17 protein-coding genes are annotated in these 25,500 nt (G+C 50.9%); 16 read left to right on the top strand and 1 reads right to left on the bottom strand.

What is annotated here, in order from left to right; genetic code table 11:
- The first annotated feature begins 81 nt into the window (after positions 1–81).
- The 4 genes from J2T14_RS24620 (at position 82) to J2T14_RS24605 (ending at position 6,501) form a co-directional block, all read left to right on the top strand.
- On the top strand, positions 82–2,889 hold the full coding sequence (locus J2T14_RS24620; protein ID WP_307475128.1) for a beta-galactosidase: 2,808 nt from the start codon (positions 82–84) through the stop codon (positions 2,887–2,889).
- Positions 2,890–3,007: 118 nt separating this feature from the next.
- The gene (locus J2T14_RS24615; protein WP_373458202.1) at positions 3,008–3,877 is read left to right on the top strand and encodes an ABC transporter permease; all 870 of its coding nucleotides are present in this window, start codon (positions 3,008–3,010) and stop codon (positions 3,875–3,877) included.
- 12 nt (positions 3,878–3,889) lie between these two features.
- Positions 3,890–4,801 carry a carbohydrate ABC transporter permease gene (locus tag J2T14_RS24610; RefSeq protein WP_307205142.1) on the top strand — a complete coding sequence of 304 codons (912 nt, stop codon included), beginning with the start codon at positions 3,890–3,892 and terminating at the stop codon, positions 4,799–4,801.
- A gap of 98 nt (positions 4,802–4,899) precedes the next feature.
- Positions 4,900–6,501: a DUF3502 domain-containing protein gene (locus J2T14_RS24605; protein WP_307475125.1), complete on the top strand. Its 1,602-nt coding sequence runs from the start codon at positions 4,900–4,902 to the stop codon at positions 6,499–6,501.
- Positions 6,502–6,574: 73 nt separating this feature from the next.
- Here the strand turns inward: J2T14_RS24605 and J2T14_RS24600 are convergent, their stop codons facing one another.
- The gene (locus tag J2T14_RS24600; protein WP_307475123.1) at positions 6,575–7,624 is read right to left on the bottom strand and encodes a LacI family DNA-binding transcriptional regulator; all 1,050 of its coding nucleotides are present in this window, start codon (positions 7,622–7,624) and stop codon (positions 6,575–6,577) included.
- A 462-nt stretch (positions 7,625–8,086) separates the two neighbouring features.
- Between J2T14_RS24600 and J2T14_RS24595 the strand changes: the two genes are divergently transcribed.
- From J2T14_RS24595 to J2T14_RS24540, 12 genes are all read left to right on the top strand, one after another.
- Positions 8,087–9,037, top strand: coding sequence for an ABC transporter permease (locus tag J2T14_RS24595; protein ID WP_307475499.1), 951 nt, complete (start codon positions 8,087–8,089; stop codon positions 9,035–9,037).
- A gap of 18 nt (positions 9,038–9,055) precedes the next feature.
- Complete coding sequence (locus tag J2T14_RS24590) at positions 9,056–9,937, top strand: carbohydrate ABC transporter permease (RefSeq protein ID WP_307475121.1); 882 nt, start codon at positions 9,056–9,058, stop codon at positions 9,935–9,937.
- A gap of 50 nt (positions 9,938–9,987) precedes the next feature.
- On the top strand, positions 9,988–11,589 hold the full coding sequence (locus J2T14_RS31100) for an ABC transporter substrate-binding protein (RefSeq protein ID WP_307475119.1): 1,602 nt from the start codon (positions 9,988–9,990) through the stop codon (positions 11,587–11,589).
- A gap of 88 nt (positions 11,590–11,677) precedes the next feature.
- On the top strand, positions 11,678–13,174 hold the full coding sequence (locus tag J2T14_RS24580; protein ID WP_373458201.1) for a glycoside hydrolase family 32 protein: 1,497 nt from the start codon (positions 11,678–11,680) through the stop codon (positions 13,172–13,174).
- Between the two features lie 77 nt (positions 13,175–13,251).
- Entirely contained in the window at positions 13,252–14,133 is an 882-nt protein-coding gene (locus J2T14_RS24575) for a phosphotransferase (RefSeq protein ID WP_307475115.1), read from the top strand.
- A 27-nt stretch (positions 14,134–14,160) separates the two neighbouring features.
- On the top strand, positions 14,161–15,039 hold the full coding sequence (locus tag J2T14_RS24570; protein WP_307475113.1) for an ROK family protein: 879 nt from the start codon (positions 14,161–14,163) through the stop codon (positions 15,037–15,039).
- 186 nt (positions 15,040–15,225) lie between these two features.
- Positions 15,226–16,119: an ABC transporter permease gene (locus J2T14_RS24565; protein ID WP_307475111.1), complete on the top strand. Its 894-nt coding sequence runs from the start codon at positions 15,226–15,228 to the stop codon at positions 16,117–16,119.
- A 3-nt stretch (positions 16,120–16,122) separates the two neighbouring features.
- Positions 16,123–17,019, top strand: a complete 897-nt coding sequence (locus J2T14_RS24560; protein WP_307475109.1) for a carbohydrate ABC transporter permease — start codon at positions 16,123–16,125, stop codon at positions 17,017–17,019.
- Positions 17,020–17,096: 77 nt separating this feature from the next.
- The gene (locus J2T14_RS24555; protein WP_307475107.1) at positions 17,097–18,788 is read left to right on the top strand and encodes an extracellular solute-binding protein; all 1,692 of its coding nucleotides are present in this window, start codon (positions 17,097–17,099) and stop codon (positions 18,786–18,788) included.
- Between the two features lie 95 nt (positions 18,789–18,883).
- Complete coding sequence (locus J2T14_RS24550; RefSeq protein ID WP_307475104.1) at positions 18,884–20,671, top strand: cache domain-containing sensor histidine kinase; 1,788 nt, start codon at positions 18,884–18,886, stop codon at positions 20,669–20,671.
- Positions 20,671–22,269, top strand: coding sequence for a response regulator transcription factor (locus J2T14_RS24545; RefSeq protein ID WP_307475103.1), 1,599 nt, complete (start codon positions 20,671–20,673; stop codon positions 22,267–22,269). Before J2T14_RS24550 ends, J2T14_RS24545 begins: the two co-directional genes overlap by 1 nt.
- Before the next feature lie 46 nt (positions 22,270–22,315).
- A complete protein-coding gene (locus J2T14_RS24540) occupies positions 22,316–25,126 on the top strand; it encodes a sugar-binding domain-containing protein (RefSeq protein WP_307475102.1) in 2,811 nt (936 codons plus the stop codon).
- Positions 25,127–25,500 lie beyond the last annotated feature (374 nt).

Here is a 25,500-nt window from a genome sequence, read left to right as displayed (position 1 = left end):
GTTTCATGAAACGGGTTGCATATTTCGAATGTCATCGCGAATATTCGCGGTTTAATCACAATGGCTGTAGGGGGTTATGGCATGGGCATGGACATCCAGGCGAAGACAGTCGTTCAATTCGAAGCAGAAGCGGTACGTATACATGGCAAGCCGCAGGTGCTGCTCAGCGCATCGTTGTTTTATTTCCGGATACCGAGGGCGTATTGGAAGGAGCGGATGGAGCAGCTTAAGGCATTCGGCTACAACAGCATCGACGTGTACTTTCCGTGGAACTACCACGAACGGGAAGAAGGGGTATGGGACTTCGGCGGAGAGCGGGATATAAGCGCCTTTTTGGCGGAGGCTGCCGAGACGGGGCTCTGGGTCGTAGCACGGCCGGGTCCGTACATCTGCTCCGAATGGGATGGCGGCGCGCTGCCGGCTTACTTATTCGCCAAGGACATGAAGCTGCGGGATAACGACTCTTCGTTTCTGCGAAGCGTGGCAAGCTGGTTCCATCGGATTTTGCCGCTGCTGAAGGCTTATCAGGCAGGAGAGGGCGGCACGGTTATCGCGGTGCAGCTCGACAATGAGCTGGACTTCTACGATTGCTCGGATCCTGCCGGTTATATGACAGCGCTTCGCGATATGGCGCTGGCTCATGGCATCGCCGTTCCGATCTTCGCATGCGCCGGTCAAGGCGGCTTGCCGCAAGCTTCGGGATTCGTAGACGGTGTCGTTCCAACCTGCAACTTCTACCCGGACAATCGCGATCCCGATTTCGAGTCCAAAGTGCTGCACTATCGCGGGCTGCTGGCCGATCGGGGGTATCCGCTGCTCGTGACGGAGACGAATAGAGCGCATTACTTGCTGCGGAGGCTGCTCGGATGCGGCGCCAAGCTGTTAGGTCCTTATTTGCAAGTATCGGGCACGGATTTCGGCTTCACGAACGCGACGAACAACTGGGGCAAGCCGCTTGCCTTCATGACGTCGGATTATGACTTCGGCGGCATGATCTCGCCGGAAGGGCATATTCGACAGGAAGCTTACGAAGGCAGGCTGCTCGGACGATTGCTTGAAGCTTATGGAGCTTCGCTTGCGGCAGCAACGGTAACAAGCGCGGAGGAATCGGCGGGTATCGCAATCGCCGGTGAATCGGAAGGAGTCGCAGGGCCCTATTCGTTGTCGCTGCAAGGCGGTGGGCGTCTGCTGTTCGTTACGAATCTGGAGGATCGCGATAAGGAAATCGCGCTGATGGATACACAAACGGGCGGAAGACCGTTCGTACTGAAGGGCGGCCGCTCGTTAGCGCTTCCGTCGCAGCTGCCGCTGGCAAGCTGGGGCGTTCAAGGGGTTATCGCGAGCTCGACGGCCGAGCTGTACATGGCGAAGCCGCTAACGGGCGGAGCGGCGATCGCGTTCCATACGGACGGAAGCGGCAGCATCGAGCTGAAGCTGGAGGCCGGCTGCTTTGTGGAGACGGCTGAGAACCTGACTGCCGAGCCGAATGGCGGCGAGGCTCTCGTGTTAAGCTTCGACGGCACGGAAGCGGCGTCATGCAAGGTGCGGCTCGCGGGCGGCGGCGAGCTTACGCTCTATGTGCATGGCAGAGAGGCAGCGCTCTATGCCGAGGGCCCCGATGAGCGGGGAGCCATCCGCTTCGGCGAGCCGATCCGATATGAGGGAGCCGGGGAGCATCCGGCGATCGAATATGCGTTAAGCCCGGTCGATGCGGCTAAGCCGCTGAGCGACCGCGAATCTCTAGACGGGAAGGCGGCAAGCGCAAGCCGGTTGGAGACTCAAGGGATATACAGAGGCTACGCTTGGTACGAAGCCTCTGTGAAAGCCGGCGGAACGCCGGTACAGGGCGTGCTGATCCGGCAAGCGAGCGATGTCATCTCGCTGTATGCGGACGGCGACTACGTCGGCACGGCAACGCCGGGCGGCGGCAGCCGCTATATGCCGCTAAGCGATCCGCAACCCCTGCAAGTCGGGAAGCTGCTGGCCCGCACCGAAATATGGGGGCATACGAATTTCGATGATCCAAGACTTCCGGCGCTAAGGCTGAATGCGATGAAAGGCATGACCGGCATGGCCGCCATTAAGGCCGTACGAGATCTAAGCCGCAACTGGAGCGTATACCGCGCAGACAAGCGTGAGCTTCAAGAGGAGCTCACGGGCGATATAGACCGCAGCCTATGGCCGATCGTCAGCTTCGGCGGGTGGCTGTCTCCTGATCATCCGGCGTTCGAGTATTATAGCCGCTCGTTCGCAGCAGCGGACGATGCCGACTCGTGGACGCTTCATTTCCAAGGCTTGCAGTCGCATGCGACGGTATATGTAGCCGGTACGGATGCCAAGCTTATCGTTAACCCGTTCGATCCTTATATCGACATTACGCCGTACGTCCAGGCGGGCCGGCAGACCTTGCTGACCGTATTCGTGGAGCGAGTGCTCGGATTGCCTGCCGGCAGAGTTCTCTTGTACGAGGGCGTCGAAGCGACGGATTGGTCCGTCGCCGGAGCGGAGGAGCAGAAGCTGGCAGCCGCGGCGGACGAGAAGCGAGGGCAAGCGGTGCAGGCGGAGCTGCCGATCGCGCTTGAGCCGGGTGCAACGTCTTGGCTGTATGGGAATATCGTCAATTCCAGTGGGGGAGCAGGCTGGCGCGTGACCGTCGCCGGCAAGGGGCTGAAGCTGACCGTCATGCTGGAGGAGCGGATCGTCGGCAGGCTATGGCTGCCATCCGATGACGATCGACCGGTTCTAACCGGAGGCAGCCCGAACTCGGTTTACATTCCGGGCGCATGGCTTCAAGACAACAAGGGCAAGCTCCGTATTTGGATGGAGGCTGTCGATCGCAGCAATCCAGGCACGTTAGAATCCATCTCGTTCCAGCCTGTTCAATGCTAGGCAACAAGGAGGGATTACGATGTCAACCGCTCTGAAAACGTCCATCCCGAGCAGCAAGCCTTTGCCTGCCGGCTCGGGACGGCTCAGACGCTTCTGGAACAACAAAACGTTATTGCTCATGTGCTTGCCGGCCGTCCTGTTCTTTATTGTTTTCGCCTATTTGCCGATGCCCGGCTTGTACCTTGCGTTCATTCAATACAACTACTCGGACGGCATATTCAAAAGCCCTTTCGTCGCCTTCGACAACTTCCGCTTCCTTGTCATGAACGGCGACTTATGGCGTCTGACCTTCAATACGGTTGCCTACAATATCGTCTTTATCGTGCTGGGCAATTTCCTGCAAATCTTCGTCGCCATTCTGCTTAACGAGCTGCGCAAAAAATGGTTCAAAAAAGTATCGCAAACGCTCATGTTTCTACCGCACTTCATCTCGGCCGTTCTTATCGGCCTCATTGCATACAATATCCTCAGTTATGACTATGGCCTTCTGAACGGTTTACTCGAATCGCTTGGCATGGAACCGGTCAAAACCTACTCCAATCCTACCATTTGGCCTTTCATTATCGTCCTTACCTTCTTATGGCAGTCTACGGGTTACGGCTCGATCATTTATTTCGCCGCCATCATGGGGCTCGACAACGAAATAATCGAAGCATCGGAGATTGATGGCGCGAACGCGTTCCAGCGTATTATTTACATCATTATCCCGTGGCTGAAGCCGACCTTCATCATTCTGATGCTCTTCTCGCTCGGCGGCGTGCTGAAAGGCAATTTCGGGCTATTCTACAACCTCGTCGGCGCGAACAATACCGCGCTGTACCCAACGACGGATATTATCGAGACTTACGTATTCCGCGCGCTTATGACCAACTTCAACTTCTCGATCGGCAGCGCGGTGAGCCTGTATCAATCGGTGTTCGGCTTCATCGTCGTTCTGACCGCGAACTGGTTGGTAAGAAGAGTGTCTCCCGAAAACTCTCTCTTTTAGGAGGTGACAGTTATGGAACAATCGGAGGAGTCCAGAAGCATACGAACCGATATAAGCGGCATTATCGTCAGGGTGTTCGGCTATGTTTTTATATCCTTCTTCGCGCTTTGCTGTCTGCTGCCGTTCCTGCTCGTTCTCGGCACGTCTTTCACGACGGAGGGAGCGATCAAGAAGTTCGGTTTCAACTTCTGGCCGCGCGAGTTCAGTACGTTCGCTTACAAAATCGTTTTCGAGAATCCCGATATGATGATCGGCTCGTATCTCGTCACGATAGCCATTACGGTTGTCGGCACAGCGATCGGCCTGTTCTTGGTCGCGATGACCGGCTACGCGCTGCAGCGGCCCGACTTCGGTTACCGCAACGGCATTTCGTTCTTCATCTACTTCACGACGCTGTTCTCCGGCGGCTTGGTGCCGTTTTACCTGCTTATGACGCAATATTTGACGCTGAAGGACAATTACTTGGCGGTACTGCTTCCCGGTCTGCTGAGCCCCTTCCTCATTATTATGATGAAAAGCTTCGTCCGGTCGATCCCGCATGCCATTACCGAATCGGCCAAAATCGACGGAGCGGGCGACTTCACGATTTTCCTGAAGCTGATTCTGCCCATGACGACGCCTGCGCTGGCGACCATCGGACTGTTCATCGCGCTGGGCTACTGGAACGAATGGTATAACTCGATGCTGTTCCTCTCGTCGGATTTGAAGTACCGTCCGCTTCAGCTGTTCCTGTACAACGTCGTCACAAGCGCCGATTTCATTCGAAATTCCGCAGCCGCCTCCAATGTCGAGCTGCGCGACGTGCCGCTGGAATCGATGAAGATGGCGACCGCCGTCGTGGCGACGGGGCCTGTCATTCTGTTCTACCCGTTCGTGCAGCGTTACTTCATTAAAGGGATTACGGTTGGCGCGGTAAAAGGCTAGTACTTGGAGTTTGATGTGCCGTAGGCCGTCGTCGCAAGAACGGTCTATTCACATAACGGGCATAGACCCGATTATTCAAACCAAAGGGGAGAATAGCAATGTCCAATTTGAAGAGGATTTCCGCGGTGCTGATTGCGATCATGATGATCTTCGTAGCGGCCTGCTCGGGCAATAACGGTGGCAATAACGAGCCGCCTAAAGAAACGAATGCGGGTGGCGCAGCAACGAATGCCCCTGACAACCAGGCCGAAGGGCCGGATACGTCCAAGTTCGTTAAGATCAGCTACGTCGTACTCGGCAATAAGCCGACGAACGGCCAGTTCGAGAAGGTACTTGGCGAGGTCAATAAACTGATGAAGGAAAAAATCAATGCCGAGCTGGAGTGGAAATGGGTAGAATGGGCGGATTGGCAAACGAAATACAACCTGCTGCTCGCATCCGGCGAAGCGATCGATCTTATCACGATCGGCACGGACTGGCTCGATACTTGGGGCAACGCGCAGCGCGGAGCGTTCATGAACCTCGACGATCTGCTGCCGACGTACGCGCCGCAGACTTGGAACTCGATTCCCGAAGAGGACTGGGCAGAGAGCAAATTCAACGGCAAGATCGTACTCATTCCCGAAAACGATTACACGCAGTGGGTCAACCACGGCTTCTTCTACCGCGGCGACTGGGCGAAGGAAGCGGGTATTACGGAGCCGGTCAAGGATTGGGAAACGATCGGCAAATACTTGCAATACATTAAAGACAACAAACCGGATGTTATACCTTGGGATGCGGCGGCGCAAACGAGCACGTTCGGCGGGTATGTCGCTTCCTACTCCGATAATCTAGAATTGCCGATAGCGACAGGCTACTTGCCGATCTATGCAACGAAATCGTACGACGAGAAGTACACAGTGAACAGCCCTGTATTCGAGGATACGTTCGTTAACTTCGCAAAGCTGATGAAGGAATGGGCGGACAAAGGCTACTGGCGCGAGGACGTATTGAACAACAAAAACGATGCACGCGCAGCGCTTCGCGCAGGTTTGTCTGGCATGGACCAGCATCATACGCAGACGTTCGGCGGACTGCGCGTCAACATGGACAAAGACCAACCGGGCTCCGAACTGCAAATGTTCCCGTTCCACCGTACTGGCGGTAACAACCTGATGGAGCTGTCGATCACGCATGGCGGTACATCACTCGGCGCGCACAGCAAAAATCCGGAGCGCGCGCTTATGGCGTACGACCTGATCCGCAACGACGAGCAAATTTATCACCTCATCAACTACGGTATCGAAGGCGTACAATATGAAGTGGTAGACGGCAAACGTCAGCTGCCGGATGGCTACGACGAAGCGAAAGATTCGTTCTATGCCGACTTCTGGGGCGGCCGCGTCGACAAGTTCGAAATTCCGAGCGTTACGACTTGGGATCAACTCGAAGAGACGCTGTATGCCGAATATGACGGTTACAAGAAACCGTATCCTTACGGCCAATTCGTCTTCGACAAAACACCGGTCGAGGCTGAGCTTACCGCCGTCACGCAAGTATCCGGCGAGATGGGCCCTGCCATCACCTACGGCAAAGCCGGCGACCCTGTCAAAGCGGTCGAGGAATTCCGCGACAAGCTGAAAACAGCGGGCTACGATAAAGTGCTTGCCGAGCTTCAGCGCCAGATGGATGCTTACAAGAAGCTGATCGAAGGTTAATTTATTAGGATAAGAAAAGGACCGGAATCGAACGTATTTACGTTCGATCCCGGTCTATTTTGCATGCGGAGCATTATTTCAGATCTTTCGGATCTCCGGTAGATTCCCTGATTATAAGCTCCGTCCTAATATGCGTCGTTTGAAAAGGTTTGGTCGGGTTTTTGATTCGAGATAGCAGCATATCGGCCGCGATAATGCCCATTTCGTTATTGAATATATGGACCGTAGTCAGATGAGGCTCTACGATTCTCGATTCAAGCGAGTCATCGAACCCGCAAACCGCGATATCCTCCGGTATTTGCATGTTTTTGGACTTTATTGCTTTCATAACGTTAATTGCAATAAAGTCATTTGCACATACGAATGCCGTCGGCAGCTGTTTCATATTGTCCAATTGCCTATCCAACCAGTCTGTTTCGGAAGAGAAGAATCGATCCTCGTCCGTTATGCAGTAGGACAAGTTCGTTTCAAGGTTGCAGTCGGCTATTGCTCTATTGAATCCCGACCAACGCTCATTGAAGCTTTTGCAATGGTTATAATCCCCGATAAATCCAATCTCGGTATGTCCGTTTTCAATTAATTTTTTTGTCATGGCATATGTGCTGAATTCATTTTCCATCAAAATGAAATCGGCCTTTAGATCGCTGTAAAATACATCCGCGGCAGCGTCAATGAAAATCGCAGGAATTCCTAAGTCTGTAATCATCTCGCTATACCGCTTGTCGAACATTTCAATGCAAATAATTCCATCCACTTTGGACGGTTCAAAGTTGTTAGGAAGGGCAAGAGCATTTATTTCGGCCTCTCGTACAATATGAATGGACAAGTTATAGCCCTCTGAGCTGATCTTAATCTCAAGCCCGCTTATCAGGAAAGAGCCAAAGTGGGAGAGAGTGGGCAAATTACAGGTCAGCAACGCAATATTTCCTGGGTTTTTCGGCATAATACTTTCCGAATCTACGAAAGCAAATTGCTTGTATTTCAGTTCGATCGCTTTTTTTATGACTTTGTTTTTGGTTTCCTCCGGAATGCCGGGCGTACCGTTTAAAGCTTTGGAGGCTGTATTTCTTGATATGCCTAACGCGTCTGCGATGTCTTGTATTGTTATTTTTTCTTTGGCCATTTTTAGGTCCACCTTTATGGATAGTTAACGATAAGCACGACTAATTAACTTAAATGTATATTATCTACACTAAAATATCAATTATTAAATTTACAAATGAACAATCATATGAGTGTATTTGTTTAGTTGATAGTAATTTGCAAAAGTGAAAATCGAAGGTGTTCAAATGACCAAATCTGCACAGTGTTTATTTGGGTGAATAGCTTGAAAGAAGAGTCTTCAGCGCTAAATTGCCAGAAAAACCGTGTAGTAATTCGGTTTTTGTGCAAATCGAACAATAGATATGGACAAAAGAAGGTTACAAATGTCGAAAATAATTTTGTTAAATGTATTGACTAATGACAGTGGTTCTTGTTAAATTGTAAATGCGAAAGGAATTGTAAGCCCTTTCTAAAAGGTGCATATGACAAAATCTATTTACTTAATTGTTAGGACGGAGGTTGTTGGATGCAGGAATCCATAATGAAGCCGAGCGGGAAAAGCGCTAGAACGGGAAGCCGAGGCGGGATAGATGCAAAACTGCAGTTCATCAAAACGAATTACTTTCTTTATCTGCTTATCGCGCCGGCCGTAATTCTTACTCTTTTATTTAAGTACGTTCCAATGTACGGCGTTATCATCGCATTCAAGGATTTTAGCTACAGCAAAGGAATAGTAGGAAGCGATTGGGTCGGATTCGAGTATTTCACCAAATTTTTGAATTCGCCCAACTTTGAACTGATCTTTATGAACACGTTGAAGTTGAGCGCATACGGATTGCTCCTTGGATTTCCAATACCGATCATCTTGGCGCTGATGCTGAATCAGCTTCGTATAGCGGGGATTAAGAAAAATATCCAGCTCGTCTTGTATGCTCCCAACTTTATATCAGTCGTTGTCATCGTGGGCATGCTCTTCGTGTTCATGTCCCCGACCGGACCGATTAACAAAATCATAACCTTAACGACGGGGCATCCGATTACGTTTATGTCCGACCCGGAATATTTCCGAGCCATTTATATTTTATCGGGGATATGGCAAGCGGCGGGCTGGTCCTCCATTATATTTGCGGCCGCTTTGGCGGGGGTCGATCCCGAGCTCCATAACGCGGCCAATCTTGATGGGGCAAACCTGCTTCAAAGGATTTGGCATATCGATTTGCCGACTTTAAAACCGGTTATGGCCATTTTGTTCATCTTGTCTGCCGGAGGCATCATGGCGATCGGACACGAGAAGGCGTTCCTGATGCAAACCGCGTTGAACATGCCAACCTCAGAGATTATTGCAACCTATGTGTACAAAGTGGGCTTGAAGGCAGGCGACTATTCCTATTCCGCGGCGATTGGACTTTTCAACTCCGTTATCAATATCATCATGCTGGTTGTCGTTAATGCCGTCGTAAAAAAATTGAACGAAGGGGACGGCCTTTATTAATGAAAGGAGAGAGGCGTTATGAACGTTAAGCCAACTCGCTTGGATCGTGTTGTTCTGACGATCAACTACATTTTGTTGACGCTTACGGTGTTAATTGTGTTACTTCCGTTACTTTACGTGGTTATGGCGTCTTTTATGGAGCCGACGGCTTTGTTGAACAAAGGCATTTCCTTTAATCTTGCCGACTACAGCGTGGAGGGCTATAAGCTTATTCTTGCTAATGAGGCGATGATTCGAGGATTCGGAAACGCCATCTATTATTCGGTATTCTTTACGGTTGTTACGGTGGCCGTGTCTCTATTCGCGGGGTATCCGTTAGCCGTAGAAAACTTTGTAGGCAAGAAATTTTTCATGACTTTATTCATGATTACGATGTTTTTCGGCGGAGGACTAATCCCTACGTTCCTGGTCATCAAAGAGCTGGGCATGCTGAATACGGTATGGGCCATTGTTCTCCCGACGGCAATCAATGTATGGAACATTATTTTGGCAAGAACCTTCTTCAAGGGAATACCGAAGGAGCTGAATGAAGCGGCCAAGGTCGACGGTGCCTCGGAGATGCGAATATTCATGGGAATCGTCTTGCCGCTTTCCAAGCCAATCATATTCGTTCTGGCGTTATATGCATTCGTCGGGCAATGGAACTCCTATTTCGATGCGATGATTTATTTGGAAGATCAGAAGCTGTATCCGTTGCAGCTCGTTCTGAGGTCGATTTTGATTCAAAATCAGGTCGATCCGGGCATGATTACCGATCGGACGGCGATGGCTGAAATGAAGCGTCTGTCCGAAATTATCAAATACGCATCAATCGTTATTTCCAGCTTGCCGCTCCTTGTGATGTATCCGTTCTTTCAAAAGTATTTTGAGAAAGGTGTCATGGTCGGATCGCTTAAATAGCGGATTCGATTGACATATATGTTTTTATATCAAGAGGAGGGTCAAACAAAATGAAACACGTAAAGAAAACGGCAGCTATTATCTCATTATCCGCATTTATGGTAGTGACGGGGTGCAGCGGCAATAGTCAGGATAACGCGAACAACGGAACTGCGGATTCCGGCGGCGCAAGTTCGACGCTTCATTTCATGACGCAAAGCACGGTGCTCGCGCCGGCCGATCCGAATGACAAGCTCGTGTTCAAGCGGATGGAAGAAAAAACAGGCATACACATCGAGTGGAAGAACTATACGAATGACATTTTCGCGGAAAAAAGAAATCTGGCGCTCGCGACGGGCGACCTGCCCGATGCGATCTTTGACGCCGGATTAAGCGATTACGATCTATTGAAGCTTGCGAAGGACGGCACAATTATTGCGCTCGACGATATGATCGAAAACCAAATGCCGAATTTCAAAAAGGTGCTTGAGCAAGTGCCCCAATATAAAGCGATGATTACTGCGCCGGACGGACATATCTATTCCCTCCCTTGGATTGAAGAGCTGGGAGCGGGCAAGGAAAGCATCCACTCTGTGAATAACATTCCTTGGATCAATGTCGAATGGCTTAAAAAGCTTGATTTGAAAATGCCTGCTACGACGGAAGAACTGAAGCAGGTATTGATCGCTTTCAAGACGCAAGATCCGAATGGCAACGGCAAAGCGGATGAAATTCCGATGTCGTTTATCAACTCGAACGGCGGCGGAGAGGATCTCGGATTTTTATTCGGTTCCTTCGGAGAAGGCTTGAACTGGGATATGACGCTCGTCGGCGTTGACGGGAAAGTCAGCTTCGCGGCGAATAACGACAGCTTCAAGGAAGGCGTTAAATATTTCAATCAATTGTATAAAGAAGGTCTGATTGACGTTGAGTATATGACCCAGGACTGGAATACGTACATTGCAAAAGGCAAAGAGAACATTTACGGCCTGTATTTCACTTGGGACAAAGCGAACGTTACCGGCATGAACGACATATACGAACCGATGCCTGCGCTTGCTGGACCTGGCGGCAGCAAAAACGTAACGAGAACGAACGGAATGGGTTTTGACAGAGGAAGAATGGTCGTGACGAAAGAAAACAAAAACCTTGAAGCGACGGCGAAATGGATGGACCAGCTGTATGATCCGCTCCAATCGGTACAGAACAACTGGGGAACTTACGGGGACGATACGCAGCAAAACATCTTTGAATTTGATGAAGCCGCTCAAATGCTCAAGCATTTGCCTTTGGAAGGAACGGCGCCGGCTGAATTGCGCGGCAAAACAAGCGTTGGCGGGCCGCTGGCGATTTTGGATTCTTACTATGGCAACGTAACGACGATGCCTGACGACGCGGCTTGGCGCTTGGATATTCTGAAGAACGTATATGTGCCTGATATGAAGGCGGAAAATATTTATCCGCGCGTATTCTTCTCGCTGGAAGAGTTGGATCGTATATCGGCCATCGAAACCGATTTGTTCGCTTACGTCCTCAGAATGCGCACGGAATGGATCGAAAACGGTAAGATCGACGCGCAGTGGGATGAGTATTTGAAAGAATTGGATCGCCTGGGTTTGCAAGAATGGCTGCAGATCAAACAATCCGGTTACGACAGAAACGCAAGTAATTAAACAGGATTGAAAGGGCCGGAGCATGCTTCAGGATAGGGAACATGCTCCGGTTTTATATTTATACGAAATGGGAGAAATGACAATGACAATGACAATAACAAACTATAGAGAGAAATACCGTGCTCAATATCACTTTACGCCTCCTGCCAAATGGATGAACGATCCGAATGGAATGGTATATTACGATGGAGAATATCATTTGTTCTACCAGCACCATCCTGACGGCACGACCTGGGGGCCGATGCATTGGGGTCATGCGATCAGCACGGACTTGATTCATTGGGAGCATCGTCCGATTGCGTTAAAGCCGGATGGGAACGGCGCTATTTTCTCGGGAAGCGCAGTCGTGGATTGGGAGGATACGAGCGGCTTTTTCGAAGGGAAGCCCGGATTGGTTGCGATCTTTACGCATGCGGATGTTTACCCGGGTTCCAATCGTACAAGGCAGCGTCAGAGCCTTGCTTATAGCTCGGACAGAGGCAGGACTTGGACGATGTATGCGGGCAATCCGGTACTGGTTAATGAGGGCATTGCCGATTTTCGTGATCCGAAGGTGTTTTGGCATGAGACGGCGACAGCAAAGTATTGGGTTATGATTCTTGCCGCTGGTGACTGTGTGCATATCTACACGTCCCCTAATTTAATAGAGTGGTCGTTTGCTAGCGAATTCGGCGCGGCGGAAGGCTCGCATGATGGCGTATGGGAATGTCCCGATCTGATCGAACTGCCGGTTGAAGGTAAAGCAGGTGCGAGCAAATGGGTTATGATTGTGAGTATCGGGGACAATGCCGAGTTTCAAGAAGGCTCAAGAACGCAATATTTCGTAGGGCAGTTCGACGGCCGTGCGTTCTCGAACGACGCTTCTCCCGATACGGTGTTATGGCTTGATCACGGCAGAGACAATTACGCAGGCGTAACATGGTCGGATGTATCCAAAGCGGACGGAAGCAAGCTGTTCATAGGTTGGATGAGCAATTGGAAGTATGCCAATCTCACTCCGACCGTCGAATGGAGAAGCGCAATGACGCTGCCGCGTGCGTTGTATCTGAGAGAGGGAGCATCTGGGATTAGACTGGTACAGGAGCCTGTATCGGAGGTTCGTCAGCTTCGATTGCCGGATCGGCAGTGGCAGGAAACGGTCATCGGTCCTAATCATAATTTATTGTCCGGCGTAGAAGGCGATTGTTACGAATTAAGTTGCGATATCGATTTGGGCGAAGCGGCAGAAGTGGGCTTTAAGCTGCGCAAATCGGAGAAGGAGGAGACGGTTGTCGGTTATGACGCAAGGAGTCGATCGCTGTTCGTCGACCGCTCTCGATCCGGAAAAATCGACTTTCATAGCGAGTTCCCTTGCAAGCACGGCATCCAAGCAGCGCTTCCTGGCGGACGTTTGAAACTGCGGCTGTTCATCGACCAATCTTCCATCGAAGTATTTGCAAACGATGGCGAAGTCGTCATCACGGATCAAATATTCCCGGACGCGACAAGCACGGGCATGGAACTGTACGTCATCGGCGGCGAAGCGAAGGTGGTTGCGCTTGCGCTGTATCCTTTGAAGTCTATTTACTCGCTTGCGACGGTATAAAGATGGCTTCGAAATGCCTCCAGCTTTCCAGTGGAGGTATTTTCTTTAGAAATGACTGATGCCAATAGGAGTTGACTATGATGAACGTCGAAGAGATCATAAGGGAAGTGCCTCAGCTTAACGATGGCTTCGAAAGCGTGGAATCGCTTAGCGGCGGGCTGTGCAATCAGACGTATAAAGTGCGGACCAAACATCGCTCTTACGTCCTGCGCGTGAATAGTAATCAAAATGAATATTTGGGCTTAACGCGGAGCTCCGAGGTGGAAGCGATGAAGCTCGCGAATTTGAATGGCTTCGCCCCGTCAGTTATTGCGGCAGACCGTCCCGAACAATTCCACGTGACGGAATTCGTGGAGGGGCGCATGGTCTCGCATGAGGATCTTGAGAGCGAGCCTATGGTAGACATGATCATCGATCGTTTGAAGCAGATTCATCGTATGGAAGGCATATCCCGGCAACTCACGCCATACCAGCTTATTCATGGTTACCTGAGCGGCGCTGAGCAATTTCAGATCAAGCCCCCTGAAGCATTAAGCGGCATATTGCGGCGGGTTGAGGAAATAACGTATAAACGCAGCAATGATAAAGCGTTTAACAACAAGTTTTGTCACAACGACTCTTTTACATGCAATATGATCTATACCGGCGAACAATTGCAAATTATAGATTGGGAGCTTTCCGGATATGGCGACGTGTTCTTCGAGCTGGCCATTATTCCTTTTTCTAACCGATTTACAGAAGCTCAGGAGAAGGATTGGCTGAGGCGCTATTTTGGCCATTATGAAGAAGAACAATTCATCATTTTGCAGGATATGAAATGGATGTGTATGGTTCGGGAAGTCGCTTGGGGCATGTTTTACAGTGGTCTTAAAAAAGAAACATCATTGCACGACTTTGATTATTACAAGCATGCTGAATATGCAATCGATCGGTTAAATCGAGGCATTTGCTTTCTATAGATATAATTGGATGAGGTGGGGGCGACTATGAGGATTGGTGCAATTGAGGCGGGTGGTACCAAGTTTGTATGCGGGATTGGAAATGAGGAGGGCATTATTGAGGACCGGGTTCAATTCCCTACCGAGCAGCCCGAACGTACGATGGCACACGTTATAGACTATTTCAAAGATAAAGGGGCGCTAAGTATCGGAATCGGAACATTCGGTCCGATCGATATTGACCGGACTAGCCCGACATATGGCTATGTAACAACAACGCCTAAGCAGGGTTGGGCCGAGTTTAATTTTATCGGGACGCTAAGGGATTCGTTCGATGTGCCGTTCGGATGGGATACGGATGTGAATGCAGCTGCGCTTGGAGAAGCTACATGGGGAGCGGCGAAAGGGCTGGACAGCTGCGTCTACTATACGATTGGAACAGGAATCGGCGTCGGGATTTATGCGGATGGGAAGCTCGTTCACGGGCTCGTGCACCCGGAAGGAGGACATATCTTGACTCGCAGGCATCCCGATGACGGCTTCGAGGGGTTATGCCCGTATCACGGCGATTGCTTGGAAGGCATGGCAGCGGGCCCTGCTCTTGAAGCAAGGTGGAAGGTCAAAGGCAGCGAGCTTCCGGAAAACCACCTGGCATGGACGATGGAGGCGTTCTATATCGCGCAGGCCGTAACGAACATCATTCTGACGGTTTCCCCGAAAAAAGTCATTTTAGGCGGGGGAGTCATGAAGCAGATGCACCTCTTCCCTATGATACGCGAGGAAGTGAGACGCAACTTGAACGGATACGTCAATAACGGGGCTATTCTCTCCCGTATGGATAGCTACATCGTACCTCCCGCGTTAGGAGATCATGCGGGACTTAGCGGCGGCTTGGCGCTTGGGTTGGAAGCTCTTCGCCGTTCATAGCAGTTAATAAAACAAACGGGCAGGCGGCCCCAAGGCAGCCTGCCCGTTTGTTTTTTTATTTTAATGTCATAGCATGCAAATCGCCAGAAGTGCAAATCATTACGATGGAAATCCAATCACCGTTATATGGTTTGCCTTGCCCAATCCCCTTACAATTAAGAACAGAAGGAGGGGAATTAAGACATCATGTTAGCACAACTATACAAATACCGATGGCAATATGTAATGATTTTTCCTGCCGTGTTGCTCTTGTTTCTATTCAACTATATCCCGATGGCGGGGATTCAAATCGCATTCCGCGATTTTCAGATCGGCTCCTCTATTTGGGAAAGCCCATGGGTCGGAACGGCGAACTTCGCGTTTCTGCAAGAACCGCAGTTCTGGGTCGTCGTCAAAAATACGCTGTTCATCTCCGTATTGAAATTCGTATTCGGATTTCCGGCTCCGATCATCCTTGCGTTAATGATCAACGAATTGATGCATAACGGCTTCAAACGGTTCGTTCAGTCCGTCAGCTATTTGCCCCATTTCTTCTCGTGGATTGTAGTAGCCTATATCCTGCAATCGTTTCTGACGCTGGATGGAGGTCTGGCCAACGATCTGATTGCGAAGATGGGCGGGGAACCGATCTTCTTCCTTGGCTCGGAGGAGTGGTTCCGGCCGATGATCGTCTCCAGCGGTCTATGGAAAGAGGTAGGCTGGAATACGATTCTATACCTCGCGGCTATATCCGCCATCGATCCGCAGCTGTATGAAGCAGCCAAGGTCGAGGGTGCAGGGAAGTGGGCGCAGATCAAGCATGTCACCCTTCCGGGCATTATGCCTACCGTATCGATCGTGCTTATCTTGAGCATTCCGAGCCTGATCGCCGTAGGCATGGATCAGATTTATCCGCTTATGAATCCGGCGAACATGCAGGTAGCGGACGTTCTCGATACGTATGTGCTTCGAACCGGCCTTCAGCAAGGGTATTTCGGAATGGCTACCGCAATCGGGCTGCTGTCCTCCGTCATTAGCCTCATTCTGGTCGTGCTCACGAATCAGCTATCCAGAAAATTGAACGGCGAGGGGTTATGGTAAGCGATGAAACGTACAACTGGGGAAAAATTATCGCAAGGCATCGTTATCGCACTCATGCTCCTGTTATGCTTATCCGTGCTCTATCCGTTCGCTTATATGCTTGCGATATCGCTGAATGAGGGGACGGATGCCGCGAAGGGCGGGGTTTACTTATGGCCTCGAGCGTTTACGCTGATCAATTATGAGATCGTGCTCGGGAATGAAGTAATCCAGCATGCCTATCTCATTACGATTGCACGTACCGTGCTCGGAACGATAGCGGGTCTTCTGGTTACGCTGATGGTCGCTTTCGGTTTGTCATATAATCGGATTCCGTTCCGCAAATCGATATTGAGCTATATTTTGATCACGATGCTCTTCAGCGGCGGGCTCGTTCCGCTTTACATTCAATTGTATAATCTCGGACTAATCAACAATTTCTTGGTCTACATCATACCGGCGATGTTCTCCGCTTGGAATATGTTCGTCATGCTGAAGTTCATCCAAGGCATTCCGGAGGCGCTCATCGAGTCCGCAGAGCTCGACGGTGCAGGGCCGTTCCGTATTTTGTTCCAGCTCATCGTGCCATTGTCTAAGCCGATGCTTGCCGCAATCGGGTTGTTCACCGCCGTCGGCCATTGGAACGATTGGTTCGCCGGAGCGTTCTACGTGACCAAGCAGGACTTGATTCCGGTTCAAACGTTCCTGCAGCAGCTGTTGCAAGCGCAGGATATGTCGGCCATTCTCGGCTCGAACTCGAATCAGGAAGCGCTCGCCAGAGGCTCGCAAATGCAGAACGTAACATTAATGTCGGTGAAGATGGCAACCGTCATGGTAAGCGCCATTCCGATTCTGTGCGTGTATCCTTTCCTTCAGAAGTATTTCGTGAAGGGCGTACTGATCGGCTCCGTCAAAGGGTGACGGAGAGCTCGCAGAGGGTATAATGATTAACCATATACCAGAATGAACGAATCCGAATAAAGGGGAGAAGAAAGAACATGATGAAAGGCAAATGGGTGAAGAGAAACAGCCTGCTTGCGCTGGCTGCGGTTTTATTGGTCTCGGTTATCGCCGGCTGCTCCGGTTCGAATAATTCGAACAAGGAACAAAACGGCGCCAATGCGGAACAGGGCGGCGGAAGCGCGACAGGATCGCAAAAATTCAATCTTTGGCTGGGCTGGTCGGCAACGGTCAACAATGACAGCCTCGTGCAGAAATATTGGAAGGAAGAGGAGCCGGGCGTCGAGGTGGAGCTTGAGGCGACACAGGGCGACGCGGTAACCGCGCTTAACCTGAAGCTGAACACGGGCGGCTTCGAGGATGCAGCCGTATTCAATCGCAGCGAAATCGTGAAAGCGGCAATGATTCGCTCCAATAAAGTGTTATCCGTTGAGCAATATTTCGATATGCCTGATAAATATCCTAATCTTGCGGCGATTCCGAAAGAGTATTTGGAAGATATGAAAGACGCCGATGGTCATATTTGGTCGATTCCGACCTGGTTTGATCAGAACCCGGACAATCCGTGGCCGGGCTGGGCTTCCCAATCATGGCTCGTCCGCACGGACGTCTTGGAGAAAGCCGGCATGACCGTAGAAGAATTGGCTACAATCGAAGGAGTCGAGGCGTTCCTGAAAAAAGCGGCCGAGCAAAAAGACGAGTCGGGCAAGCCTTTGCTTCCGCTTAGCTTTTTAATGGACCCGAACGATACGGCAGGCTGGAACGATGAGAATACGGTGTTAAGCACGTTCGGCGTTACGACGGGCGGCGGCATTATCCCGGCAGAGAAAAAAGGCGAGGAGCTCGTCCTTCTGTATGACGACCCGCAGTATAAGGCGGCTTACCAATGGATGAATAAAATGTATCGTTCCAACTTGGTAGATCCCGAGGTCGTAACAGACAAAAAGGAACGCTACAAAGAGAAGAACAAAGCGGGACGCGTAGCGATGAACGTAGGCAGTTTCTTTAATGTGGATTCTACGCTTTGGGAAACGCTGGACGGACCGACGGAGCCGGGCTGGTTCTATCAGGTCGTTCCATTCCCTAAAGTAGAGGGCGTGGAGAAGCTCGGAGCGAACACCGTCATCAATCCGTATCCAGGCTATGACGTTTACATTAGCAAAAATTCCAAGAATGTAGAGGCGATATTGAAATTCCTCGATTACACGCTTCAGCCGAAAGCGGAACAGCAGCATGTCGTTAACGAAGGACCGGTAGGCAAGTTCTGGGGATGGGTCGACCAGCCGCTGGGAACATGGAAGTTTATTGACGAAGCATACGACAAAGCCCGTAATTCCGGCGAGCCTGCACAGAAAGCAACCGTAACGCCGGAGCTGTACATGTTGTCTTCGTACAATAATGACTGGTATCCATGGTGGAACACTGTAAACGAAAAAGCCGGAGGAAAGAAAACGTCGGAATTCACGGCAGCGGTTGGACAAATGGGCGCCGTACGCAGCACGCAACCCCATGACTTGGTTAAAGCAAAGACAGGCGGCTTGATCGAGAAATATTTGCCGGAGCTGGAGAACATCCGCAAGGAATACCGTGCGAAGTTCATTATGGCTGCAAGCGACGAGCAGTTCGAGTCCACTTGGAACGCGTTCCGCGATGCGCTCGAGAAACGGGCCCACTGGACCGAGGTTAAGCAAGAATGGCAAGAGCAATACGAAGCATTATTGAACGCGTAAGTTAGCTATAAACGATGACGGAGCAGCCCCTTTCGGGAGGTTGCTCCCTTTTCCGTTGTTGCGATTGCCATTACACTAAGGAAAGGAGGGATACGATGTCATTACGCCGCAGCTTAGAGAGAATAGTGATCGAATATACGAGCAAGATGAACCTGCGAGGGAAAATATTGATCCTTTACGGCGCTATTATTTTCATTCCTACCATATTTCTAGGAGTGGGCGCGGGCTATTTTGCGCTTGAGAGCTTTAGAGACAATTATTTGGTCACGATAAATGAAGCGATGCGCCAGACCGTTCAAAATATAGAATTCCGCAAGCAAAGCTATGACGTGCTCGCCACGCGGACGGCGACGGACGGGGAGCTCATCTCGCGTTTAAGCCGCGATTATTCCAATATGTTCGAGCAGCTCAATACCGTCGAGTACGTAGACCGCTCATTCGTATTCACGAGCAAATATTTGCCGGGCATCGAAGATTTTCGGATTTACCATAACAATCCGATGCTCGTGCAGGACGGGCGGCTGCTCTGGAAGCCGGAAGGGCGTATTTTGCAGCCGGGCTTCAATGAAACGGATTGGTTCGCGAAGGCGAGCGAAGCCCCGAGCGCGCTGCTATGGAGCAACGTGAACAAGGATAAGCTTGCCATTTCCCATAAAATCATGAGTCCATCCGGTGACTTGCAGGGCATCATTTATTTGCTGCTGGACTATAAAACGGTTTTCGGCGAGCTGTTCGACCGACCCTTCAGCGGATCGGGCGAGTTGTCGATCATGGACGACTACGGCACGATCATCGTCTCCTCCGATCCGGGGAAAATCGGAGAGAAGCTTCAAAATACATCGCTAAATGCGCACTGGGAGGAAGCGAGTTTATCCGACGGCATGACGGTGGATGGGAATCTGCTCATGGTAAGGCCGATCGGCCCCAATTGGCATGTGGCCGCGCACATTCAGATGGATCAGCTGGAGCGCCAGTCCAAGATGATCCTGTACGGCATTATCGCCGTTATATTCGTATTTCTGCTATGCTCCACCTTCTTGATCATGACGGTGCTGAAAAACGTCGTCTGGCGTATTCGCAAGCTCGGCACGCGTATGTACGATGTCAGTCAAGGGCAATTCGACGTCAGCATCCGCAACACCGGCAAGGATGAGCTTGGCGATCTGGAGGTTTTGTTTAATTCGATGTCAGGCCGCTTAGGCATGCTGGTCGAGGATATTACGCAAGCAAAGCTCAAGGAACGCGAGCAATCGTTCAAAGCGCTGCAGGCGCAAATCAATCCGCATTTTATTTATAATTCGTTAAGTCTGCTGAGATGGAGAGCGATGGACCTTCAAGACGAGACGCAACTGCGCACGATCGACGCTTTGACTGCCTTTTACCGGCTGGCGCTGGACAACAAAATCAATGTGACGCAAATTAAGGGCGAGCTTGACCATGTAAGAGCTTATTTAGACATTCAGGAAATGCGTTATCCGGGCAGGGTCACCATCGAGTGGCATATCGATCCGGAGCTGCTGGAGCTGTACACGATCAAGCTGCTGCTGCAGCCTATAGTGGAAAACTGTTATTTGCATGGCAACATTACGGGAAAGAAAGGCGCCGTCATCCGAATTTCAGCGCAGTTGGAACAAGATCATGTTCGATTCGAGGTGTTCGACAACGGCAGAGGCATCCCGGGCGACATGCTGGAGCAGATCCGATTAGGGAAGCAGGCGGGGAACGGGAACGGCTTCGGCACGGCCAATATTCGCGAGCGGCTTCAGCTTTACTTTGAGAATAAGCATCGATTTACCGTGGATAGCAAAGAAAACGAATGGACGGCGGTAACGATTGCGATACCTGCATGCGTCCATAGGCCGCAGATCAGGAAGGTGATGTGATGTTGTTAAAAGCGCTGATCGTAGACGATGAGCCAACCCATATTCAGGGGCTGGAGCGTTATATCAAGTGGAAAGAGCTTGGCTTCGATGCGCCTTACACCGCAGAGTCCGGTCAGGAAGCGCTCGAAATCATGCGGAATGAGCCTATCGATGTGCTTATATCGGATGTATCCATGCCCGTCATGACGGGGATTGAGCTTGTCGCGAAGAGCAAAGCCATTCATTCGCAGCTTCAAGTGCTTATGATTAGCGGCTATAACGAATTCGAATTCGTGCAGGAAGCGATGAACGTCGGAGCGCAAGCCTATGTCCTCAAGCCGATTAAAGTGGAAGAGGTAGAGAGCAAGCTGACCGGGTTCCGCAAGACATTGACGAAGCTGAAGCAAATCGAGGATCAGGCGCAGGAGCTTCAGCAGAAAGTAAACGGCAGCTTGGACATCGTCAGAGAACGGTTCGTAGCGGATGTCATCGGGGAAGCCGGCGTTAATCTGGAGATGCTGCATTCTTGGGATGGCTTGCTCGAGCTTCCCTCCATGCCGCGGGAAATCGGGATAATCGTCTTCGGCTATGACCAGTTCCATACCTCTGGACAGGATGCGAGAGAGAGAGTCGTCATCGGAACGGGATTTCTGAAAGCGGTTCATGTCGGTTTATCCGATTATGAGCATATTTTTGTGGCGAAGACCGGTGCCGATGAAATTGTCGCCCTGCACATTAATTTGACCCCAATGGAACGCGCTTCGATCGAAAAACAGCTTGCCTTTATCCAAAACGTGATGCAGGAGCAATACGGATCGACGGTCACGATCGGCAATAGCAGGTTGTGCTCGGCTTGGGAAGAGGTGCCGTTACTGTACAAGGAAGTCAAATTCATGATGGCAAGATCCCGCTTGATGGAGGGCGGACAGATTTTGCATTACGATCGCTTGGAAGAATCGGATTTTCAACAGTTTCGGCTCCGTGAGGAGGTCATACCCGAAATTATAGGGCTGACGGAAGCGGAATCGGATGTCCGCAAGGTTGTCGATTACGTGAACAATGTGTTCGATATGCTGCTGTCCCAGCCTGCCATGTTGTTTACTTATATGCAAGCGTTCGGCATGGCGCTGCTCAGCGAGCTGGCCCGCAAGCAGAAATGGAACAAAGAGCTGGGCGGGGAAATGAATTTGCAGATGTGGCAGAAGTTGATCGATTGCAGGAGCGAGGCGCAAATTCGGGACGTCGTACTCGATTACATTCAACGCTATAAGGTCATCGAAACGAAGGGCGAAGCGAACCAACGGCATAATCTAATCGGCAAGGTTACGGCGTATTTGGAGGCGCATTTCCAGGAGCATATCACGGTGAAGCAAATCGCCGAAATCCATCATCTGAACGCAAGCTACTTAAGCGTGCTGTTCAAAAAAGAGATGGGAAAAACGATTTCGGATTTTTTGCAGGAGACGCGCATGAACAAAGCCAAAGAGTTGCTTCGCGATCCAAGCATTAAGGTATATGAGGTGTCTGAGCAGGTCGGGTTTCAAACTTCCGCTTACTTTGCCTATTTATTCAAGAAGACGACGGGATATTCGCCGCAAGAATATAGAGATTACCATTAGCGCGATAGCGGTTGTACGATAAGAAGATCAGGAGGCGTTTAAAGATATGGTAATAGAATCAATGGCAGGCTCATGGAGATTTCACTTGGATGCTTCTAAGCAAGGGATCGAGAATCAATATTTCAAAGAGAAGTTGTCCGATGAGATTCAATTGCCCGGGACGACTGCCGAGAACCGTAAAGGCGAGTACAACACGGCGAGGGAAATTGCCCATTTGACCGAAACGTACCCGCTATCCGGCTATGCCTGGTACCAGCGCGATATTCATATTAAGGAAGAATGGGCAGGCAAGCCGATCCGGCTGTACATGGAACGAACAAGAGTGACGCAGGTGTGGATCGGCGAGGAATGGAAAGGAACGCAAAACAGCGTCAGTGCGCCTCATGCGTATGACCTTGGCATCATGACGCCGGGAACGTATCCTTTAACGGTGCTTGTCGACAATAGCGGCTTGCCGATCAAGGGCGGACATATGACGTCTCCCGATACGCAGACGAACTGGAACGGGCTGCTGGGCCGGATTGAAATACAGGTGTTGGAACCGATTCGCATGGAAAATATCCAAGCGTTTCCCGATATAGCGAAAAAGTCCGTAAGGTTAAGATTTAATGTGCTTAACGATACGGGGCTCCCGGCGGGTGCTTATATCTCGATTACGGCTTCGGACGTGATCGGGGAAAGCGAAAGCTCCGACAAACCTAGGGAAATGATAACTATGATTCATTCGGTACCGGGAAGCCAGACGGTAGAGGTGAATTATGAGCTTGGCGAACGAATAGCTTTATGGGATGAATTCACGCCCGTCCTGTATCGCTTGCGCATGAGTCTTGAGGCAACCGCAAGCGGTGAGTCTTACCAAGACGAGCAATCCGTCACCTTCGGCATGCGCCAATTCGGCACGGAAGGCACGCAGTTTAGTAACAACGGCCGCAAAGTGTTTTTGCGGGGCAAACATGACGCGCTCGCCTTTCCGTTAACCGGTTATGCGCCAATGAACGTGGAAGAGTGGGTACGGGTACTGACTATCGCCAAATCCTACGGCATCAATCATTACCGGTTCCATACATGCTGTCCGCCGGAAGCGGGTTTCATGGCGGCGGACCTGGTCGGGATCTATTTCGAGCCGGAGCTGCCGTATTGGGGAGCTTTCCAGGAGCCGGGTGAAGAGGAGTACGACGAAGCAAGAGCAGAATACTTGCATCAGGAAGGGCTGCGCATCTTGGAGGCTTACGGCAATCATCCGTCATTTGCCCTGTTTACGCTTGGCAACGAATTGCATGGAAGCCGCAAGGCGATGACCGACCTGCTGAGGGAGTACAGGGAGCGGGACGGCAGAAGGTTATACGCGGAAGGGGCGAATAACTACTTCTGGGCGCCTTCCTTCACCGAAGAGTCCGATTTCTGGGTGACGATGCGAACGGGACACGGCGACTCGGTCGTACGGGCTTCGTTCTCGCATGCGGACTTGCCGCTCGGGCATGTGCAAGCAAGTTACCCGTCAACCGAAATCGACTACCGGCATAACCTGCCGGATATCGGGGCGCCTATCGTCGGCCATGAAATCGGCCAATATCAATCGTTCCCGAATTTCGGCGAGATCGACAAGTATACCGGCGTCCTGCAGGCCCGTAATTTCGAAGTATTCCGCGAAAGGTTGGAGCAAGCGGGCATGCTGCGGCAGGCTGATGATTTCTTCCGCGCTTCCGGACAACTGGCGGTCATCTGCTATCGCGAAGAAATTGAAGCCGCATTGCGCACGCCGGGTTTTGGCGGATTCCAGCTGCTTGATCTGCAGGATTTTCCGGGTCAAGGGACGGCATTGGTCGGCGTATTGGATGCGTTCATGGATTCGAAAGGATTCATCGAGCCGGAGCAATGGCGTCGATTCTGCTCGGAAATCGTATTGCTTGCCCGGTTCCCGCGTTATACGTATACCGAGAATGAGACGTTCGAAGCGCAATTGGAAATGGCCAACTATGGCGGAAGCGAGCTGACGGACGTGCAGCTGGAGTGGTCATTGAAGCAAGGCGATCGGATCATCGAGTCTGGTGCGACAGCGGCAATGGCCGTCGGTCAAGGTACTTTGTCGTCCGTAGGCAACATTCAAGCGGACCTGTCCGCCGTGAAAGCACCAGCCAAGCTGGAGCTGGAGCTGAAATGGAAGGGCGGCGGCATCTCGAATGCGTACCCAATCTGGGTATACCCGGCAGAGGTGGATACGAAACCCGATAATAGCGTCCATGTACGTCGATCACTCGATCAAGAGGCGCGTGCTCTGCTCGAAGAAGGCGAACGTATCTTGTTGATTCCTGACCAGGAGCAGCTGACTTCCCATATCGAAGGAACCTTTGCCTCGGATTTCTGGTGTTATCCGATGTTCCGGTCCATTTGCGAAGGAAAGGACGCGGCACCAGCGCCGGGAACGCTCGGAATTTTATGCGATGAGCAGCATCCGGCCTTTAAGGCGTTTCCGACCGAGTTCCATACCAATTGGCAATGGTGGCCGATACTAATGAACTCGCATTCGCTAGTTTTGGATGAATGGCCGGATGCTATCCGCCCAATCGTACAGGTCATCGACAACTTTGAACGCAACCATAAGCTGGGCTTAATCGTCGAAGCCAAGGTTGGCCGAGGAAACCTGCTTGTATGCGCGAGCGATCTCATTGGCCAGGCAGATAAGCCGGAAGCGCGTCAGCTTCTTCATAGTCTGCTTCAATACGCGGCTTCAGCAGAGTTCAAACCGTCCGAGGAGTTAAGCTTCGAGCAGCTGCGCAGCGCATTGGATCCGAATGCGGCAACCGAAAGGCAGTCGCACCGCGGCCAAGCCGTAATTAATCCTTCTTATCCGAACTAAAAGCTTGTAGACACGCAGCGTTGTTGGTCGATCGTGGTATCGGCTCGCAATTGAGCGATATCTGTTAAGTGGTGAATTCCGACTTATATGGTTAATTTGCTATCAGAGACGCTTAATAAGTCGTAAAATCCAGCTTAATTTCAAAGGTTTGTGCGGAATGAGTCTTGCTAGTAGGCGGATGGTGAACTTAAGTCGGTAAATCCATCTTATATTTTGAAGATGAAGCGGATTGTGAATAATAGGATAGAAAATCCGGCTTAAATCGATCTACCCATGAACCCAAAAAGCACCGCTCTTTACTCATAAGAGCAAGGAGCAGGTGTTTGGTATTAGTATGGCTTGTCTTCATCGCCTCAATAGTGTACTTCCAATTA

The sequence above is a fragment of the Paenibacillus harenae genome, from assembly GCF_030812415.1.
Lineage (GTDB): Bacteria > Bacillota > Bacilli > Paenibacillales > Paenibacillaceae > Pristimantibacillus > Pristimantibacillus harenae_A.
Note: the sequence above shows the minus strand (reverse complement) of the source record. Positions and strands in the feature narration are given on the sequence as shown.

What these genes read in the sequence shown, in the direction of transcription:
- J2T14_RS24620 (WP_307475128.1), top strand. Translation starts at nt 82, where the DNA reads ATGGGCATGGACATCCAGGCGAAGACAGTCGTTCAATTCGAAGCAGAA.
- J2T14_RS24615 (WP_373458202.1), top strand. Translation starts at nt 3,008, where the DNA reads ATGTGCTTGCCGGCCGTCCTGTTCTTTATTGTTTTCGCCTATTTGCCG.
- J2T14_RS24610 (WP_307205142.1), top strand. Translation starts at nt 3,890, where the DNA reads ATGGAACAATCGGAGGAGTCCAGAAGCATACGAACCGATATAAGCGGC.
- J2T14_RS24605 (WP_307475125.1), top strand. Translation starts at nt 4,900, where the DNA reads ATGTCCAATTTGAAGAGGATTTCCGCGGTGCTGATTGCGATCATGATG.
- J2T14_RS24600 (WP_307475123.1), bottom strand. Translation starts at nt 7,624, where the DNA reads ATGGCCAAAGAAAAAATAACAATACAAGACATCGCAGACGCGTTAGGC.
- J2T14_RS24595 (WP_307475499.1), top strand. Translation starts at nt 8,087, where the DNA reads ATGAAGCCGAGCGGGAAAAGCGCTAGAACGGGAAGCCGAGGCGGGATA.
- J2T14_RS24590 (WP_307475121.1), top strand. Translation starts at nt 9,056, where the DNA reads ATGAACGTTAAGCCAACTCGCTTGGATCGTGTTGTTCTGACGATCAAC.
- J2T14_RS31100 (WP_307475119.1), top strand. Translation starts at nt 9,988, where the DNA reads ATGAAACACGTAAAGAAAACGGCAGCTATTATCTCATTATCCGCATTT.
- J2T14_RS24580 (WP_373458201.1), top strand. Translation starts at nt 11,678, where the DNA reads ATGACAATAACAAACTATAGAGAGAAATACCGTGCTCAATATCACTTT.
- J2T14_RS24575 (WP_307475115.1), top strand. Translation starts at nt 13,252, where the DNA reads ATGATGAACGTCGAAGAGATCATAAGGGAAGTGCCTCAGCTTAACGAT.
- J2T14_RS24570 (WP_307475113.1), top strand. Translation starts at nt 14,161, where the DNA reads ATGAGGATTGGTGCAATTGAGGCGGGTGGTACCAAGTTTGTATGCGGG.
- J2T14_RS24565 (WP_307475111.1), top strand. Translation starts at nt 15,226, where the DNA reads ATGTTAGCACAACTATACAAATACCGATGGCAATATGTAATGATTTTT.
- J2T14_RS24560 (WP_307475109.1), top strand. Translation starts at nt 16,123, where the DNA reads ATGAAACGTACAACTGGGGAAAAATTATCGCAAGGCATCGTTATCGCA.
- J2T14_RS24555 (WP_307475107.1), top strand. Translation starts at nt 17,097, where the DNA reads ATGATGAAAGGCAAATGGGTGAAGAGAAACAGCCTGCTTGCGCTGGCT.
- J2T14_RS24550 (WP_307475104.1), top strand. Translation starts at nt 18,884, where the DNA reads ATGTCATTACGCCGCAGCTTAGAGAGAATAGTGATCGAATATACGAGC.
- J2T14_RS24545 (WP_307475103.1), top strand. Translation starts at nt 20,671, where the DNA reads ATGTTGTTAAAAGCGCTGATCGTAGACGATGAGCCAACCCATATTCAG.
- J2T14_RS24540 (WP_307475102.1), top strand. Translation starts at nt 22,316, where the DNA reads ATGGTAATAGAATCAATGGCAGGCTCATGGAGATTTCACTTGGATGCT.